This is a genomic window from Clostridium formicaceticum, from assembly GCF_001854185.1.
GTDB lineage: Bacteria > Bacillota > Clostridia > Peptostreptococcales > Natronincolaceae > Andreesenella > Andreesenella formicacetica.
Genome location: NZ_CP017603.1, coordinates 3,157,960 through 3,177,089, shown reverse-complemented (window position 1 = coordinate 3,177,089; position 19,130 = coordinate 3,157,960). Strand labels below are relative to the sequence as shown.

Genomic DNA, 19,130 nt, shown 5'->3' with positions numbered 1-19,130 from the left:
TTTAAAGGAGTGATTTTTGTATGGATAAGCCAAAATTAGTGAAAAAGTTAGTAGTTCCTGTACTTACAACTGCTTTGTTATTTTCAACAGTTGTTACAGCTAATGCGAGTACTGCAAAGTATACGATTACTAACGCAAGAGTTACAACCAATTATACAGTAAGAACAAATACCAGCTTTAATAATAAATATAGATTTAATGCTGTAAGATTTGTTCGAAATAGCGCACCTGCGACACCAGAAGCTAGTGCACCTGAAAATAATTCTGTAGAACAACCTCAAGTAGCAGAAACACCAGCTGCAAATCAAACAACACCTCCTCCAGCTGCACCACAACAGCAACCAACACCAGCAGAAACTCAGCCTGCAAATCCATCTACCCCTGCGCAAAACACATCAAATGCTAGACATGCCTTAACAGCTGCTGAAATTGAAATGGTTGAATATGTAAACCAAGCTAGAAAACAAGCTGGGCTAAAACCCTTAGCGATTGATGTAGATTTATCTTATGTAGCAAGAGTAAAATCTAAAGACATGCAGGATAACAATTATTTTTCTCATACTTCACCAACCTATGGATCACCTTTTGATATGATGAAAAATTTTGGTATTCAATATAGATCTGCTGCTGAAAACATTGCTATTAATTCTAGTGTAAGTGGTGCTCATAATGCTTTTATGAATTCAGAGGGACACAGAAAGAATATTCTTAATCCAAACTTTACACATATTGGAATAGGTATTCAAAATAGACATTATACGCAAATGTTTATTCAAAAATAATTCTGTTTTCTATATAGAATAAAAAACTGCCTTAGGCAGTTTTTTATTTTAAAAGAATTCTTCCTCATTCATATCTTCAAGCTGTTTCGGGAAGAATGGAGGGAATGGTTCCATTTCAAATACTTCACATATGTCATCGGGGGCAAATTCTTCACATTCTGGTGGTTCAGGACAGAATCCAAATTCTGGTATAAGTAGTTGTACTTTTCCTACTACTTTTATTATAATAAATATCCCTACCGCAAACACAAAGTTCTGATTTTCTTGCATTGGTTCTGTTAAAAGATGTGACGCTGTTTCGATCACAATTTTGAATACAAACTCATCTCTTGCTTCTGGTATAAATAACACAATATCCTTTTGTATTGGAGGTAGTGCTCCAGGTATACACACAACCATACCCGTCTCAGTACTTTTCACTCTTAATGTAAAAGTAATACCTACTTTAAAACGTACTCTACTAAAGTTTGGGCGATTTTTTATTGGTGTTACCATAAGTGTTCCTTCAATAATTTCTCCTGCATTGAAAGTGATGTCTACAAATTCAAAAGGTTCTCCATCTGGAAGTGGCACACCAACTTTTTCAAAACATTCTCTTTGCTGGCAGTGTGCATAAACTTTATCTGCTATAATACACACCGGCTGAAAATCTGGAAAATATGGATCTTGCTGCAGATTTAATGAGTCCATTTTATACCCTCCTTACTCATGCTAATTTCCTATACAATATTATTATATGTGGTCATTAACTTTGTGTTACAGTTTAAACAAAAGAAATCATCATAAAAAGAGAATTCTTTTTGTTTAAAGAATTCTCCGAAATTATTTTATGCTGTCTTATTGCTTAACTGAAAAGTTTATATAAAATGAAATTTAATTCAGGGGGGAGCTTTTACTCCCCTAAATTGCAGCCGAATTTACTTCAAGGATGTAGTGCTTGATCTCCCCACTTACATAAAGTAGATAACCCAAACCTTTGATTTGGTGTTAGTCACTTCGTTTGCTCACTTAGAAGTGGACGTCTTAACAATACACCGAAGGATCAATCATTTTCTAAGACAACTCATCCGTAGGAATATTTTCTAATTGTCTAGGGAAAAAATCTGGAAATGGTACTGTTTCGAATTCAATACAAACCAATTCCCCATTAAAATCTTCACATTCTGGTGGCTCGGGGCAGAATCCGAATTCTGGTATAAGTAGTTGCACTTTACCTACTACTTTTATTATAATAAATACGCCTACTGCAAATACCAAACATTCTTTTTCTTGCATCGGCTCTGTTAAAAGTTGTGATGCTGTCTCTATCACAATTTGGAACTCAAATTCATCTCTTGCTTCTGGCATAAATAATACAATGTCTTTTTGAATCTTTGGTAATTCTCCAGGAATACTTATGACAACACCTGTCATTGTGTTTCTCACCTGTAATACAAAAGTAATTCTCACTCTAAAACGTACTCTACTAAAGTTTGGTCGATTTTTTATTGGCGTTATCATAAGTGTCCCATCGATAATTTCTCCTGCATTGAAGGTAATGTTTACAAACTCAAAAGGTCCCCCTTCTGGAAGCTGTACAGCAATTTCTTCAAAACATTCTCTTTGTTGGCAATGTGCATAAACCTTGTCAGCTATAATACACACTGGCTGAAAGTCTGGAAAATATGGGTCTTGCTGTAGGCTAATATCTGGGTTGATTATTTCACTCACTTTTATTCCCCCTTACTTGATTTTAATTATAAATAACTTATAAATTAATAATAAATTAACTTTTACTATCATAGTATGGAATAAATAAATATTTGTGATATATAGAATAAAAAAAGGATGTGAAATATATGCATCTATCTTACCAAACGCAACACTGTCTTGTAAAAACACAAGAAAATTTTTCTTATTACTTTTACCTAAATGAAAATAAAGAAATCCAGTATCACCTTTATAACGATCTTGGTACTTTAATAAAAACAGAAAGTTTAGTTACTGAAATCATCATAGATTTTTCAGCAACCATTGATTCAAAAAATCAGCTTCATTTAATTTGCATAACCAAACAAGGCAATATGCTTTATTATATGGGTTCAGATAGCTATTGGAATCATAAGTCTATTACCAAACTTGATGTCAAATCTAATATCTACAGATACTTATTTCTATTAATACGCAATGACTATACCCATATTTTTTGTATGAAAACCAACTTGCTAAATCCGATGGTCTCTTCTATTGAACATCTATATTGGAACGAAAAGGATATAAATAAATCAACGATTACCACTTATCTTACCGGTAAATATCCAAGTCCTTACAAAGTGGATGTCGATAGCATGAATAACCTCCATATCCTATATAAGGTCTTCTACAGGAATAACCATCAGTTGTATTATAGCAAGTTTAGCGCTTTTAATAAAAAATGGAGTAATGCTGAGTTAATTAGTAATTTACAAGAAGATCATTCCCACTCCTATATGCTAATAGATAAAAAAGATAATCTTCACTTAATCTGGTGTGTTATTGAAAAAAACAATTTCACGCTGAAATATAAAAACAAGGCAAATATCATTCATCATAAGTCTCGATGGTCCAACCCTAAGACTTTATCTAGTAAGAATGCCAACAATCTATCCCCTATTCTTCTGCAAGAAGGAGGCTTTCTAAAGGTTTTTAGCAAACAAGGAAATATCATCAACGAGATCATTTCAGAAGATTATGGTATCAACTGGACATCTATTAGCAGAACCAAAGCTTATAAAACTAACAATCCCTCGCTGATTAGATATTCTAGTAACCATGAAAGTGAAAAACATCATTATAAAATTCACTATGTTTATGGAGAAATTTTAAACGATACGATAACAATATTTGGAACAAAACTTATGCCTACAAAATCTGCTACCAATATTAACATTAAAACACATATATCTAGTCCAACAACTATAGAGAATACCTCAGAGAATACCTCTTCTCCAATAGAACAAAATGAAATTGAAGAAAAAAATCCTTCAGAGATCCCGCAGGAACCTTTAAATACGCCTGACCCTAGTAAGAATGAAGAGGATGAAAATTTATATGACCACGGAATAACCAAAGCCGAAATTGTTGATTTTAAAGTACTTCTAGAACATATTGAAATTCATATTACTAGATTGGTAAAAGAGCTGGAAAAATTGGAGGAAGTTAGAATGGTCCTAGATGAAAAAAATACCCAATCTAGCAATACACCTTCTTTCACCAGTTACCTGTCTTCAAAAGAATTGCTGTGCAATAAACTTCAACAAATGGATCAACACATCTCGCTATTAAATGAAGAAAAAGCTGGTATCCAAGAAGAACTAATTCATTTACAAGAAAAATTTAGTACAATGGAAGATAAGCTTAATGAATATAAGGATGAATATTTAATTTTACAGAATGAAGCAATGCAATATATGGAGGAAAACTTTAGTTTCATAAGCCGTATTAAAAATCTTTTTAAATAGATTTTAATTTTTTTAATACTCTAGCTTTGTTAATTCTTTCAGCACTATAAATACTTGAAATTTTCTTTTTCATTTTATCTGCTTCTTCCATTAATACCTTTGCGTCTTCTAAGTTTAAAAATTTTATTGAATAGCTACAACCTGCTTTAATTTTACATGGGGTAGAAATTAATTGAAATTGATTAAGATTCATTTTTTTCAAATGTTGGTGTAGCTGCATAGCATGGTTTCTAGAATCAAATACAGCAATATAATACTTATCTATTATACTTTTTTGTTGCATAGTAACCATTCCTCCCAAGTTGATATAGATCATTTGATATTTACTTCTAATATATGTTATCAGCATAGATATGTGATTCTATAATTGAATTTTAATATCAAAGGTCTGCAAATGTAGCCCCTAGCATATTAAAATTCTTAATCACGTACTATAATAACCCGTTACAATTTATAAAGTCCTCTGTGCAACTTTGAAGAGGACTTTTTGTAATTTCACTTATCCTACGCTGTATTCTTCTGCTATAATAGTAAGTGTTCATAAATAAAATATAAATTCTAAGGAGCGAATCGTTTCATGAAACCATTAGCTGATAAAATTAGACCGTCTCGATTAGAAGATCTAGTTGGTCAAGAGCATATTATTGGCGAAAAAAAACTAATAAACAGAATTCTAGCCTCTAAAATAATTCCTAATATGATCTTTTATGGTCCTTCAGGAACAGGCAAGACAACTTTAGCAAATATTTTAGCGAAAAATTCTCACAAAAAGTTTTTTAAGCTTAACGGTACACAAGCGAATACGGATGATATTAAACACATCATTGCACAAATCGGTACAATAGATTCTTTGAATGGTATATTACTTTACATAGATGAGATTCATTATCTAAATAAACGTCAACAGCAGTCTATTCTTGAATTTATAGAAAATGGTGATATAACACTTATAGGCAGTACAACGGAGAACATAAATTTTTCAATTTTTAAAGCAATACTTAGCAGATGTATTACGATTGAATTTAAAGAATTAACCGTTGATCATATCATCGAAAGTTTGAAAAGAGCTATATCTTTAGTAAAGGAAGAAAAATCCATACAAATAAATTATGATATAACTGCACTAAAATATATTTCTGAAGTGTCTAGCGGTGATTTGAGGAGAGCCCTCAATACTTTGGAACTCGTCATTAATACCTATGCATTGCATAATTCGCAAGAAATTTTTATTGATATGGAAAAAGCTAAAGAATGTTCACAGAGTAAAATTATAAATTATGATAGAAATGGAGATGGTCATTATAACTTGCTAAGTTATTTTCAAAAAAGCATTCGGGGGTCTGATCCAGATGCAAGTACCCATGCTCTTGCACGTCTAGTAGAAAGTGGAGACTTAAACGCAATTTGTAGAAGATTGCTGGTTATAGCATCGGAGGATATCGGCTTAGCCTATCCTCAAGCAATAGTAATCGTCAAAGCCTGCGTAGATGCTGCTCTCCAGCTTGGCTTCCCAGAGGCAAGAATCCCTTTAGCCCAAGCTACTGTGTTATTGTCCATATTGCCCAAATCCAATACAGCCTATACAGCCATCAATGCTGCATTAGATGATTTACACAGATTAGATGTAGGGACAATTCCCCCTCATTTATGTGATACCCACGCCAATATAGCTGTTCATAACAAAACCAAGTATCTCTATCCCCATGATTACCCTAATCATTATGTTAAACAGCAATATATGCCTGATAATTTAAAAGATAAAACCTACTATGAATATGGAAAAAATAAATTTGAGCAATCCATTAAAGACCACTGGAAAAAGATCAAAACTCAGAAATAATACACAAATAAAAAATATACCTTAACAGTTAAACTGTTAAGGTATATTTTTTATTAAATTCTTTGTCTAGCAACCACAATCTGCATCTTCGACCATATCTACAGCAGGAACAGCTACTTGTTGGTTTTGCAACACTTTTAAAGTTACAAAGATAACCATTTTTTCTTCTATTTTATCAAAGTATTTTTCTTCGAAAGGAAGTTTACTCTTTTCTGGACGTTTTCTGTTGAGAAACTCATCAAATTCTACAATTCTGCTGCTGATTAGTTCACAGAATGGAAGCTCATTAAAAAATTCTGTGCTGATTTGGTTAAACTCAGAAAAGTCGCCTGAAAGCAGTTCATCTTTATCAGCAAATTTAGGTTGTTTTAAATCTTCTCTTCTAAAGTACTCAAATTCTTCTCTAGTTGTTCCGATTACCGGCAATGGATTAGCCCCGTTGAAAGTAACTGGTGTTGTACATTCAAAAGGAACATCCACTGTACAGTGGCGGATATTTCCACAGAAACCTTGATCATTTGCACAATCACATGTTGCATATTCAATGTTTTTACGGACAAATCCTTTGATGAAAAGTTTATTGGTGTTTTGAAGCAATAAGCATTGAGTGATCTTTAAGCGTTTCTTAATGTCCTTGATTTCTAATGCTTTTTCAGGAAGATCAATAATTGAACTAACATCAATTTGGACTGTTAATTCAGCTAACACAACAGGTACTTTAACTACTGCACCGGAAGTCACGGCAGTTATAGGTGTTGGTGTGTTTTCACAGGTGCTAATACTTCCATTGCTAACCTTTACACAATCACTTTTCTTCGGCGGACAAACCTCTTTTTTAGGATATTTAGCTACTACTACATTTGGCTGTTTTTTAATACTTTGTTTGTACAACATAATTCCACTCTCCCTTTAGATTCATAATAATATTATCAGGAATCAGGGTTTGCTTCCCTTTTCCTAATCTAATAATATTCCCTTGAGACAAATTGGTTACAATTTATTAAAAGTCTTAGATTAAAAAAATCTCACATATTTTTAAAAATTTTTTTCAATCATGCTGAACCAGCACATTACAAAAAATCTGATGTCCGTAGACATCAGATTTTACATGTTATATTAAATTATATCCATATTTAACTTAAATAAAACCTTCATCAAAAGGAGCTTTTATTAACAGTCATCATCAGCAGTAATAAAAGGTTCATTTACTTGTGGTGGGAACAATGGTGGGAACTGGTCTCCACAAATTGGTCTTACTCTCGCTTCTTGTTCACAGAAACCTGTACTTAGTACACATAATTGAACAGGAACTTTGATTTTCTTTTCACATGTAATACATAGGGCTAGAATTAAGTTTACAAATACGTCTCCCGTTGCTGGATCAAAAATAATATCTCTTGCAATACTTTGTGTAGCCAATCTCCCTATAAAGGAAATATTGCAAAACTCTGTAAACTGTGGTAAAAATGCAGATTCAAATACTGATGGCATACATAATTCAAAGAAATTTGTCAGTGTCTGATTCACTGGTGCTCTACCCCTTAATGTTACTGTTTGTGGGACACCTAAAACGTCAATGAATTCTATATCTATTTCTATCAATACGGTTCCTGTTACTTGAATTTCTTGAGAACCAAAAATAGGGGTACCCTTTCCTACTTCATCACAATCTGTAGTATCTGTGAAAATTAAGAATTGTAGTAATCCAGCAGGACCCGGTACAACTACGGGTTTTCCTCTTTCGTCTAGTACAAACTGTGCCCCTGATAATGTTGTTTTAGGTGTTATCGTTAGATTTTTGGGGTCATTAATATTGCAGGGGTTAAAAGATCTTCTAACACGGATATCTAAAACTCTTGTAATTCTAGTTTTAGGTCCACATTTTTTTATTGGTAATGCTCCTAATGGTGCTTTAGATACTGGTTGAATCCCTTGAAGATTAAAGGTTACAGAATCATAAACCTTATCCACAAAGATACATTCACCGACTACTTTGTGAAGATCTTTTGGGCCTCTGAACTCACAACCCGTATTTGCTATACAGCAGGGTTCATCTATTTGCATCGCTTCTACACTTAATTGTTGATCTTTTTCCATTTACTTCAACTCCTTTTTATTATTGATTTAATAAAATAGTCTTTTTATATTCCCTCTTACTGTAAAATATGACAATACCCGATTTAAGGTGCTATTAATATGTAATTTTTATTTTATATTTGCATATATTTTAATAGAATTGATTAGAGAAAATTTTTTTATTTGTTAGGATGTGGTTAAATGGGCCTGTTGATGGACTATGAATTTATTGTAAAAAATAGTAAGGGTGAGATCTATAATATTTATTTAAATGAAAATAAACAGATTGAATACATTGTCGCCAACACAATGAACCAATGGGAGAAAAAACATACGATATTCCATGAAGCTATTTATAGTTTTTCAGTAGATATTGATAAGTTTAACCAAATACATATAATTAGCCTTTCTACAAAGGGGGTTTTACGCTATCACTCCTTTAAGAGTAACCAATGGATTCACCAGGAACTAGCCGACTGCTCAAAATACTCTTCGGAAATCTATTATCCTTCTATTAAAATATTGCACAATAAAGTACATATTTTCTATTATTTTCACTATAAAAAACATGCTAATATATGTAGTTTGATACATCTTGTTAAAACTGAGGAGGGGTGGAGCAAAAAAAGTTTAATAGATATAACTTTTCGTGAAATTATTAATCCTTTTCATCTTATGCTCCATGATAAGAAAATGCATATTTTATTTGGATCACTAGACGGTAAATGCACTCAAATTTATTTGACTTCTTATGATACTTCTTTAGGTCAATGGAATCATCCCTTAAAAATAACTGAGTCTACCATCGATAAAGTGTACTTATCCGGCATAATAGATGAAAGAAATACCCTACATATTGCATGGAGTGACTATGATGAAAAGGGATTAGCCGTTCAATACACAAGTTATAACTTTAATAGAAATAAAGAAGATACTCTAATTTTATCTCTATCAGAAAAGTCCAATGCTTCATTTCCCCTATTACTTTTCTACAAGAATATTCTCTGGTGCACTTGGACACAGATGAATAAACTATATAGCTGTTATTCTAAAGACCGTGGAAAAAGCTGGTCTCTTCCTCTTTTAAGCAAAGAAAGTCAAGGGATTCATTATAAACGTTATCGATATATTTCTAGTGGTCAAGATGAACAACAAGGCATACTATGTGATTTTTTATATGGTACCCTATATCCAAAAATTCAGTTTATAGGTTTTGGAGGTGAGATAATATGATGAGGTATGAAAATGTTAATTATAATTTTATCCCTAAGGAATCAAAACAAGGAATAGAATCTGCAATTTCACTGGAACAACAAACATTATTAGAAGAAAATCAAGCTTTGCAGGAAGAAAATAATAAACTTCGTTCCACAATAGCAACGTATGAGGAAAAATTGGAAGCATTACAATACGAGCTGTTAAATAAAGAAAAAGAAGTAGAAACGGTTGAAGGTAAGCTTACATCTTTAGAAGCCAATATCGAAGAGTTTAAAGATTTAAAAACTGACCTTGATAAAGTGAATGCATTTAAAGCAGAAACAAGTACACTAAATGAAAAAGTAAATACACTTAGTCAAGAAAATACTGCTTTAAAAGAGGAGGTAGAATCCTATAAACAGCATGTTCAAATGCTATACCTTATGCTTTTAGTTTTAGCGGTGTTATAATTTATAGCATATAACCCCTCAATTTTGAGGGGTTTTGTTTACAACATCTTTCGGTACCAGTATATGGATTTTTCTTTATAAGCATCTATATATTGTGTTATCATACCCTCTATTTCGATAGGAATATCCATAATAATAGCGTCGGATAAAGCTTTTATACTTATATCCTTAATAAATATATGATATATTTCCTTAAGAACATCTCTATCATATACATCCAAAGGATTTAGAAATATTGAATAGTATAAATATTTTTTCCCTTGAATTGTTTTGCTCTCTTGTAGAATAAAAGCCTCCACTTTTTGATTATACTGGATACTTTTCACTCTAATGGCCTCTCTATTTTCCTTCCAATGCTCTTGTAAATAGGCAATAGGCGATATTCTATTTACGGGCAACAAATTCTGTATTTGCCATTTATTTAGGTCAATTTCTGTTTCTCTATACTGTAAAATAGTATCATATTCCATCTGAGTCTTCACGCTTCCATATACTTGCTTGACATGGCAAAACTCTTTGAATCCTAACTTTACAAGTGCCTCACCAGCAATATTACAGTTGCTAGTGGAAAGATCCATATTATAAAATTTTTCATCCTTTATAATAGATTGCAAAAAACTAAAAATATTTTTGAGATTTTTATAGGTTTGATAGCTTTTTTCTACATGAAGACAGTAAATAAATCCGTATTGTCCATAAGGCATTGGTTCCTCAAAAAAATCTAACCCAGTATAACCTACAACTTCCTCATTGTTTATTAATAAGTAAAAGTAGTTCTCCTTAAAAAATTTTTGCTTCTTAAGGAAATCTATTTTTTTACTTAGGTCTTCTGATAACGGATGTTTAAAAATTTCTAGAGGAATGCAACTTATCTCTTTGTTTGTAAACTTATTTGAAGGATTTAGATTAAATTTTTGCACTTTATAAATCATATTTTGCATATCACTTATTACTATTTTTTTAAAGTGTTGAACTTGATCTTTACTATATTCCCCTTCCTGAAGTAAATAGACGATGTAATTTTCCAAAGCTAAGTTCTTACTTTTAGACTGCTCCTCTAACCTTTTATACAATGCCTGAGGTAATTTTATTTCTACCTTTTTCTCCATTACCTCCCCTCCTTTATTATTAACATATTTCCTCTCTGTTTTATTTAGTACAGAAAAAAGATTGTAACCAATAGGTACAATCTTTTTTGTTTATCTTATAACCTTTTTATACACATATTCGCTGGTCATCAAAGCCAACATTGCTCCATAACCTACATGAAATCTTAATTCATCTCCTATTTTTAGTGCTTTAGAAACATCAGTAATATCAACAATCAAATGATCGCTGCTGCTACCTATAATTTTAATGGAGGAATCTGTTGGATATATTTTGTGGGTTGCTAAATCCTGCTTCCCTATGGCCAGTATCGCTCTTTTTCTTATGCCTTGATCTACAAAAACAGGCACATTTCCAAAGGCATCTCTTCCAATTTTACCAATAGGCATAGAAGGTTTTTCTTTTATTTCTATAATCTCAGCTACTAGTGTAAATACATCCTGATGTACCCCTTGAATGTTTTCGCCATAGGCACTTTCTGTCCCTAATAGAATTGCCTCTCCCAAACGCAGTTGATTAATTTCCTTCACCAGCCCTCCCTTCTCCAGCAAATAAAAACTACTGGAGTTGCCGCCGCTAATCATCTCTAATTGAATATCTAAAGCTTCTTCAATGTGTCTTCCTAAATCTACTAAGCGGGTTAAATTTTTTTCCTCTGGAATTACGCCGCCAAAGCACGTTAGATTTGTTCCTATTCCTACTACTTTGATATTGGTCAGTTCTTTCAACAAATCACAAACAGCGTCAATTTCTTCTTCATCAAAGATTCCCTCTCTCAAATCCCCAAGGTCTATCATGAGTACAATTTTATGAAGCTTATTAGATTTTTTGGCGTACTGGTTGAGAACCTTGATTGTTTCTATCTCAGAATTTAGACTAATGTCTGCATGTTTTACTACTGCCTCTGCTTGACTAATCATGGGAAGCCTTAACAATATTTTTTCTATGGGAAAGTCTTTAAGCTTTATTAGATTTTCTAATCTAGAATCCCCAAAATACTTTACACCGCCTTCGAAAATTGCCTGGGCTATTTGGGGGATAGCACAAAATCCTTTAGTAACTGCTACAATATGGATACCCTGTTTCCTACATTGGCCCACGATTGTAGCAGCATTGTGCTTTAGTTTATTGTAATCAATATCTATCCTTGGATTCATTTTATTACCCTCTTTAGTTTATCTGATATTTTACTCGGTTCATTTTCACTGCTACATTAAATAACTGCACAACGCAAACTTTGCTTCATCAAATTAAGAGCTACTTCCGGGTACCGCTTTGCCAACACCCCTGCAGACGCCATAATGTAATGATGATCAATGAGTATCTTCGCTTCTTCTGTTGGCAATAGCATATTTTGATTCCTTTTCTTCAGCGCGGCTTTCAAAATATTTATCTTATTGGGAAGTCTTGTTAAAGCGCCTCCAGTACCTATTATATATTTTACATTGGAAAGGTCTTTTCCTTCTGCAACTGTTGTTTTTCCTGCAGCACCATATAAATACCTTAGCTTACCTACATGTCGTTCCAAAGCTGTCACTACCGCCTCTAAGGTTAACCTTTCAACAAATTTTATTTCTTCTGATGTCTTAGGAATAGGCTGATATGCTGTGATTATTTTCTGTATATCAAAATTAAATTCTTGTTGAAGTTTTTCTTTGCCAATACGCTCTACTAAATTCAGCATGTTTACATATACCCCTAAATCTCCTTCAACAGTTCTTTTTGCCAAGGGCTCCGGACTCATTAAAATACGGTTGATCTCTTCACTGCCTTCTGTAACAGAATGCAGGTCTGTTGTAGCTCCCCCTACATCAAAGGTAATTAAATCACCTAATGCTGCCTTCAATAGCTTGGATGCTTCCATCACGGCTCCTGGAGTGGGGATAATAGATCCCTTTACCATTTCTTTTATCCTCTTCATACCTGGTGCATGTGTAATGTGCTCTTCAAAGGCATCTTGGATTACTTTTCTTGTAGGTTCTATATTGAGTTGATCTATTTTAGGATAGACGTTTTCAACGGGATATAGTTTGTTTCCTGCTTCTCTAAATATTTCTTTCATTTCTTCTTGATTTTCTATATTACCAGCATAGATAATAGGGGTCTTTAAACCTAGTTCTGCTATTTTTTCAGCGTTATAGAGGACAGTGTCCCTTTCTCCATAGTCTACACCGCCGGCCAGCAAAATAATATTGGGGCAAAGATCTATTATTTTTTTAATATCTGTTCTTTTAAGTTTGCCAGCTGTTACTTTGTGAATAATAGCGCCTGCTCCTAGAGCCGCTTCTTTAGCTGCTCGAACCGTCATATCATACACCAGACCATGCACCGTCATCTTTAACCCCCCAGCTGCACTGCTGGTGGCAAACATTTCATCGTATTCAATTTTATCAATTTTAAGATTTTTTTTCAAATCCTCTATGGCCCCCTGTAGGCCTATATTTACATCCCCTTCTAAGACAGTTGTTGGAAATTGCCCCTGTCCAATAAATTTTGGACAGGGAGTATGAATGTCTTGGAAAGCATTTACAACAGTGGTCGTACTGCCAATTTCAGCTACAAGAACACTAATCCTCATTTTGCATTTCCCTTCTCTTTTCAACCAGGAAGGTAGCCACATGTACACCCTTTGTTCCCCTGGTAAAACCAGCATCTACCCCTTGTTTTACAGCTAATTCAGGTGTCACCTGAGTCCCTCCGCAAAGAATCATAATATCATTGCGAATTCCTTTTTCTATACAAAGTTCGTGAATCTTCTTCATGCTTTTATAGTGAATATCATCATGACTAATGATGGTAGAGGCTAATATAGCATCAGCATTTAATTCTATGGCGGCGTCTACTAACTTTTCTATCGCCACAGAAGTACCTAAATAGTGACATTCAATGCCATACTTTTCGATGCCCCCATGTTTAATATCTATGATTTCCCTGAGCCCTACAGAGTGCTCATCTTCTCCTACTGTGCCTGCGACAATTTTCATAGGCTGCTTTTCAATTGCCTCTCTTATTTCGTCCTCAGACATGATTGTAGGCTCTGGTGGAATCACCAAGTCCTTAACATCAATGGTAAAACCAACTCTTCCCTTAAGCTCTATTCTTGTACCTTCAGAAGGGTGCATCTCTTCCTTATGAATCACCTCTACATCTTCTAGGCCCATCTTTTTTCCTATCTCAATCGCTGCAAATTGGGCAGCTCGCTTTGGCAGCGGTAGAAAAAGATTTAACATGACATAGCCATCTCCCATCCATTCTACCTCCGGCTTAATGCTTGTGCTCTCCCTTAATTCCTTGGTTTCTTCTAATCGCACATTGACATTATCCGTTTCATCCAACTCATCGATAAAGATAATTTTTTCTGGTTTTTCAAAGGTGCATCCATCAATAAGCTTTGATGGTTCCTCTACTGCTGAAGGATCATATTGTGCTACATTGTTATAGCCGAAATGTGCGGTTACTGGAGCTAAATAGTCCTCATCTCTTTCATAGACCGTCCCTACACCTATACCTGAATCTATCTTTCTAGTAATACCGTCCCCATTTCTCTCAGGGTAATAGCCAGAATCTACAAAAAAACCTGCTTCAACGGCATTAAAGTATCCTCCTGTTTCTAGTACCTCCTCCATGAATAATACGGCTCTTTCCTTCAGTTCTCTAGCTTTATCCCTCAACATGCCTGTATCTTTCAGCTGGATCATCTCCATTAATCCATCCATGCCTACTAGCGCTTGCTTTGCAGTATCACATGCCTCTATATTATAAATATGCCACGGCACATTTCTTCCTTCATCTGGTGTAATTGTAGATTGAATATCTGCCCTTGTTAGTCTGGAAATTAATAAATTCAGTACATGGGTTACAGTGGCCTCCCTGGTAGAAGATTCCATATACTTTGTATTCATTTGTGCCCTCATTTTATATTCTTTAAACAATTCCCTTAGTGCTACAGCATAAGGCAAATCTAAAGTCATACAAGGTGCTGGTGGTGCTGTAGGAGGCACAGTGGATAAGCATATATTTTCCTTCTTCATTCCTACTTTTACCGAATAAATAGAATTTATTGCGTGTTGCACCATCAGTTCTGGCATTACCTTCCAGGCTTCTCTAGCAGTAGCATTGGCATTGTGTGCTCCATCAATCTGTGCAATATCTGCCCAGACCATTGATTGTTTTGCTTCAGCAGCATCCACAAAGGAACGAATCATATTAATATTTCTATATAAAATGTTGTACTGGGGATCTTGATGGGCACCATTTACCCCTTCTTCCGCAAACATCACTGCGATCTCCGGCCCGGCAACCCCACTAATGTAAGAATGGTAGTTGATGGGTCTGCCTACTTCTTCTTCAATAAAATCTAAAGCTTTTCTTTGTGCTCTTACTTGTTTTCTAGTTATGGGAATACCACCAATCCCTTGAGGCGTTCCTTCGATTAAGCCATCAAAGTGGCTTTGACCGGCTGTCCGAATCACCATGATATGATCTGCTCCGTGCCATGCTGCCATCCTCATACGCCGAATATCATCTTCGAACCTCCCAGAAGCAATTTCTGTTGTTATCACCGAATCTGGCTGGGGGTCGATATCACCAAAATACTTTGCTGAAGGCAGTGGCGTGCTTTGTTCCAGTGGCATAGAGGCATCTTTATAAACAAAGGGTCCCATTTGTAGGTTCTCTTGTTTTTGCCTCCATGTCCAGCCTCTGCGTTTTGGCGTATATTTATCTAGATCCTTTAATAAGGTTTTAATATCTAATTTCTCATTTGGCTTTAGATCCATTATTCTGCACCCCCTTTAAACATCCCTACAACCTCATCCCATAGTTTTCTCTCCATGAGCTGAAGGCCGGCTTCTCTTATGCTCAAGTCCTTCTCCTTTGCCAATCTATACACCACATGCCCAGCACCTTTTCCCATCAACCCTCGATCCATCACTGCTTCCACGATAGCTTTTGCTTCTATACTAGAAAAGCCCATACGTAGCAAAACAGATCTTTCTATGGAAGGAGTAGTATGCTTTCTCGCTAACGCTATCATTGGATCTACAATTTTCTCTGCTAATTCCCAAAATCTTTTTTCTAGTGCCTCATCACTCAAATCCTTTAAATGCTGCCTTCTTTGTTGAAAGTCATCTGCCCTTTTCACTGTCCTGCACCTCCTATTTCACGAATCATATCTTTAACAAAGCCTATACTTGCCTTACAATCCACTGCTAAAAAATCTATATCTTCCTCTGTTAATTGAGGTGTTTTGCTATTTTCTATGACGTTTTTAATATAGGAAGCTCTGAGTTTCTGCATATTCATATCTCTTACCTTCATGAGAGATGGGTGGGAAGGTAAAACAATATTTTCCCCCTGTATTTCTTCTTCAGGGTTCCCGAAGAAAATCTTGATGCCGTTTTCTCTAGCGAAGGTCAGTTGTGGCTGAATGTGCTTTCCAGCACCTGTATATTCTGTTTCCTGCACAACAATGATTTCATCTTCCTTCATTTCTTGAGCTAAAACAAAGGCGGCTGCCAAAGAGGTATTCCCGGCTGGTCCTCTTTCTAGTCCTTCTAACTGTGCTAGTGCCTCTGTCATATAGAAAACTTCTCCTTGATTTACAAGAACATAGCGATCCATGTATCTTAGGGGCCTTGCTGCAGATCTTGGTACATCAGAGCGGTCTGGCCATGTGGTAAAAGGAACGCCAAAACCTGTATGTCCTGTGGTAAAAGATTTTTTATTGAAGTGTACATCACTTGCCATATGTAGGCCCTTTAAATTTACACTGGCGCCTACAATTTTCACATGGTTTGCTCCTGCTTTTTTCAATCCCCGTGCAGTTCCAGTTAAATTTCCACCTCCAGCGTTTGTACATACTACTATATCTGGGTCCTTACCTTCTTTTTCTCTAAACTGCATAGACAGCTCATAGCCTAAAGTCTCCACCCCAGCAATACCAAAGGGAGTATACAAGGATGCATTAAAATAGCCTGTTTCCTCTAATAATTTTAAAAAAGTATAAAACAACTCAGGCCCTACTGTAAGCTGTATTACCTCCGCTCCAAAGGCTTCACACTTTCTAGCCTTTTCAATGATCTCTGGCTGTCCTTTTCCTTTACTATCGTAACATTCTTGAATGATGATACATTTTAATCCCCGCATAGCCGCCTGGCTAGCTACTGCTGCCCCATAATTACCACTAGTGGCAGCAATTACTCCTTTGTAGCCTAAGTTTTTTGCATGGTAAACTGCATTAGCAGCTCTTCTAGCTTTAAAGCTTCCAGAAGGGTTAGCAGCCTCATCTTTAATAAAAATTCTTGCCCCCTTACCCTCTGGCGCCAGTTTTCTGGCTAAAGCTGTGATGTTCTTAAGCGCTAAAAGGGGCGTATTTCCTACACCAGTTTCTCCTTGTATTTGCTGCATTTCCTGAAGGGTATACCCAGTTTCTCGCATCATTCTTTCATAATCAAAGGCAATGCTGCCAGATTCAAAAACAGAATAATCGATTCCTACAGCTTTTTTCATGATTTCACTACGTCTTGCCATAACGGCTTCATAGCTGTAATCTTTACGCATCCTCTTCACCTCCCCACAGCATTTCTTTCAACTGTATTCCTATTTGAAGAATTTCAGGAACAAACCTTCCAAAATCGTGCTCATAATAAGGATTAGCTTCTACTAAAGTTCCTTCAGCCCTTCTACCGGTTATCGTACGAATTTCCACTTGATCTCCGACCATAGCCTCCTGTAGCAAGAAACCCTTGGTCCACATCTCTAAAGGTACTTTCTTTGTATCTTCTGGTAATTGCCCTGTTCTCTCGTCGGGTTCTAAGACAATATCATGTATCCTGACCCATGAGCCTTTTTCTATTTTCATGTTATCCCCTACCTTTGTATAAAATCCCTCATGTCTCCCATAATAGCCCTCGGAACTGGTAAATCCAGCATCGTTTTTAAACCAGGTAATGCATTGATTACATGAGGAATCATATTCACACACATTGCTATCGTACCAATCCCTCCTGGAATTTCTGGTTTGATTTGAAGACTGATATCAGGTGTTCCTTTAATCCATATATAATCTCCGGTGTCTATACCTTCTTTTTCAGGGAGAATCTGTTGAGGATGCTCCATTTCAATTTTTAGTTCTCCATCTACATAGCCATAGCCACATTGCCGGCAACCAGCAACATTGCCTGCCTCAACCTTTGTGTATTTTGTTTCTCTATACACATTGGTTACAATTGGCTCTCGTGTTTGATCTATCTTTCCTACCTTCCATCCAATTCCGTCCGCCACCATATGAATGGATTCAGGAAAACCTACATGACCAGCAACCTTACCATTTTTTACACCTTCTTCGAAGGCATCCACCGTTAAACCAACCCCTTGTTCCTCCATGACGGCTCTTCCAAAGGGAGATAAATCATTAATTCTTGCTGCTTTAATATGTTCCACACTTTCACATGTCCCTGTAAGGGCTAAGATTAATAAGTCAAGGACAAAACCAGGATTAATTCCCGTGCCTAAAATGCTCACCCCATTTTCCTTTGCAAGACGATCCATCTCTTTAGCTAATTCTGGTTCTTGTGCTTGTGGATAAGCCATTTCTTCAGCCGTTGAAATAACATTGATTTTATTTTCTACCATTAGCTTGATTTTTTCGAAGGTTCCTTTTGTAAAGGAATCAGTTGCTATTAATGCAATATCCGCAGCCCCTTGCTTAGCAATTTCTTCAATTGTATCTGTAACCACCACAGATGGATGATCTCCCCTATCTATTTTTAGCAGTTCAAAAATGTCCTTTCCTTTTCTGTCAGGATTTCTATCACATACGCCTACGATTTCAACCCCCTTCTTCTTCAACAGCATTTGTGCCATACCACTTCCCATAGCACCAAATCCCCATAAAATCACTTTTATATTTTTCATTAGAATCCCTCCGTCTAGTAAATATTCCTTCACCTTTTTATACTATTGCAAATAGTTTGCCAAAGTTCTTTCTAAAGCCATAGCTTGTTACTTTTATATTCATGCAAACCCTTACTTTTTATACCTTTAATACCTCTGCTATAACTAGGGATTTTATGGTTTCATTTAAGCGAGAATTTTGTTAGCTTTTCATATATATACATTTTTGTCATATAAAGTTTTTGATATAAATGATGAGCAGAATAAACCGCAAAAACATTTG

18 protein-coding genes are annotated in these 19,130 nt (G+C 35.3%); 5 read left to right on the top strand and 13 right to left on the bottom strand.

Translation table 11 applies throughout. The annotated features are described in order from the left end of the window. Positions 1–20: 20 nt before the first annotated feature. Positions 21–782 (top strand): CAP domain-containing protein, encoded by a 762-nt coding sequence (locus tag BJL90_RS14600; protein WP_070969527.1) that lies wholly within the window; start codon positions 21–23, stop codon positions 780–782. Between the two features lie 48 nt (positions 783–830). Here BJL90_RS14600 and BJL90_RS14595 read toward each other — a convergent pair whose 3' ends face one another. Together BJL90_RS14595 and BJL90_RS14590 are read right to left on the bottom strand one after the other, a co-directional pair. After that, positions 831–1,472, bottom strand: a complete 642-nt coding sequence (locus BJL90_RS14595) for a hypothetical protein (RefSeq protein WP_070969525.1) — start codon at positions 1,470–1,472, stop codon at positions 831–833. A 363-nt stretch (positions 1,473–1,835) separates the two neighbouring features. Further along, positions 1,836–2,492, bottom strand: a complete 657-nt coding sequence (locus BJL90_RS14590; protein WP_236904924.1) for a hypothetical protein — start codon at positions 2,490–2,492, stop codon at positions 1,836–1,838. Positions 2,493–2,620: 128 nt separating this feature from the next. Between BJL90_RS14590 and BJL90_RS14585 the strand changes: the two genes are divergently transcribed. Continuing rightward, the gene (locus tag BJL90_RS14585) at positions 2,621–4,261 is read left to right on the top strand and encodes a hypothetical protein (protein WP_070969520.1); all 1,641 of its coding nucleotides are present in this window, start codon (positions 2,621–2,623) and stop codon (positions 4,259–4,261) included. Here the strand turns inward: BJL90_RS14585 and BJL90_RS14580 are convergent. Next, on the bottom strand, positions 4,254–4,544 hold the full coding sequence (locus tag BJL90_RS14580; protein ID WP_070969517.1) for a putative Se/S carrier protein: 291 nt from the start codon (positions 4,542–4,544) through the stop codon (positions 4,254–4,256). The genes BJL90_RS14585 and BJL90_RS14580 overlap by 8 nt on opposite strands. 294 nt (positions 4,545–4,838) lie before the next feature. Between BJL90_RS14580 and BJL90_RS14575 the strand changes: the two genes are divergently transcribed. Beyond that, positions 4,839–6,101 (top strand): replication-associated recombination protein A, encoded by a 1,263-nt coding sequence (locus BJL90_RS14575; protein WP_070969514.1) that lies wholly within the window; start codon positions 4,839–4,841, stop codon positions 6,099–6,101. 66 nt (positions 6,102–6,167) lie between these two features. On the opposite strand, the gene BJL90_RS14570 is transcribed toward BJL90_RS14575, so the two are convergent. Continuing rightward, entirely contained in the window at positions 6,168–6,995 is an 828-nt protein-coding gene (locus BJL90_RS14570) for a CsxC family protein (protein WP_081562017.1), read from the bottom strand. A gap of 276 nt (positions 6,996–7,271) precedes the next feature. Then, positions 7,272–8,198 (bottom strand): hypothetical protein, encoded by a 927-nt coding sequence (locus tag BJL90_RS14565; protein ID WP_070969510.1) that lies wholly within the window; start codon positions 8,196–8,198, stop codon positions 7,272–7,274. A 180-nt stretch (positions 8,199–8,378) separates the two neighbouring features. Here BJL90_RS14565 and BJL90_RS14560 point away from each other — a divergent pair, with 180 nt between their 5' ends. Next, positions 8,379–9,410 (top strand): hypothetical protein, encoded by a 1,032-nt coding sequence (locus BJL90_RS14560; RefSeq protein WP_070969508.1) that lies wholly within the window; start codon positions 8,379–8,381, stop codon positions 9,408–9,410. After that, positions 9,407–9,844: a hypothetical protein gene (locus tag BJL90_RS14555; RefSeq protein WP_070969505.1), complete on the top strand. Its 438-nt coding sequence runs from the start codon at positions 9,407–9,409 to the stop codon at positions 9,842–9,844. The genes BJL90_RS14560 and BJL90_RS14555 overlap by 4 nt, the downstream gene beginning before the upstream one ends. A 38-nt stretch (positions 9,845–9,882) precedes the next feature. Here the strand turns inward: BJL90_RS14555 and BJL90_RS14550 are convergent, their stop codons facing one another. The 8 genes from BJL90_RS14550 to ord form a co-directional block, all read right to left on the bottom strand. Next, complete coding sequence (locus BJL90_RS14550) at positions 9,883–10,953, bottom strand: hypothetical protein (protein ID WP_070969503.1); 1,071 nt, start codon at positions 10,951–10,953, stop codon at positions 9,883–9,885. Between the two features lie 90 nt (positions 10,954–11,043). Further along, complete coding sequence (gene orr / locus BJL90_RS14545) at positions 11,044–12,108, bottom strand: ornithine racemase Orr (RefSeq protein ID WP_070969500.1); 1,065 nt, start codon at positions 12,106–12,108, stop codon at positions 11,044–11,046. 56 nt (positions 12,109–12,164) lie between these two features. Next, positions 12,165–13,529: a GlmL-related ornithine degradation protein gene (locus BJL90_RS14540; RefSeq protein ID WP_070969497.1), complete on the bottom strand. Its 1,365-nt coding sequence runs from the start codon at positions 13,527–13,529 to the stop codon at positions 12,165–12,167. Beyond that, positions 13,519–15,729, bottom strand: coding sequence for a D-ornithine 4,5-aminomutase subunit OraE (gene oraE / locus BJL90_RS14535; RefSeq protein WP_070969494.1), 2,211 nt, complete (start codon positions 15,727–15,729; stop codon positions 13,519–13,521). The genes BJL90_RS14540 and oraE overlap by 11 nt, the downstream gene beginning before the upstream one ends. Beyond that, positions 15,729–16,094 (bottom strand): ornithine aminomutase subunit alpha, encoded by a 366-nt coding sequence (locus BJL90_RS14530; protein ID WP_070969491.1) that lies wholly within the window; start codon positions 16,092–16,094, stop codon positions 15,729–15,731. Before BJL90_RS14530 ends, oraE begins: the two co-directional genes overlap by 1 nt. After that, on the bottom strand, positions 16,091–17,512 hold the full coding sequence (gene ortB, locus BJL90_RS14525; RefSeq protein ID WP_070969487.1) for a 2-amino-4-oxopentanoate thiolase subunit OrtB: 1,422 nt from the start codon (positions 17,510–17,512) through the stop codon (positions 16,091–16,093). Before ortB ends, BJL90_RS14530 begins: the two co-directional genes overlap by 4 nt. Next, entirely contained in the window at positions 17,505–17,813 is a 309-nt protein-coding gene (gene ortA, locus BJL90_RS14520; RefSeq protein WP_070969484.1) for a 2-amino-4-oxopentanoate thiolase subunit OrtA, read from the bottom strand. Before ortA ends, ortB begins: the two co-directional genes overlap by 8 nt. An 8-nt stretch (positions 17,814–17,821) precedes the next feature. After that, complete coding sequence (gene ord / locus BJL90_RS14515) at positions 17,822–18,868, bottom strand: 2,4-diaminopentanoate dehydrogenase (RefSeq protein ID WP_070969481.1); 1,047 nt, start codon at positions 18,866–18,868, stop codon at positions 17,822–17,824. Between the last annotated feature and the right edge of the window lie 262 nt (positions 18,869–19,130).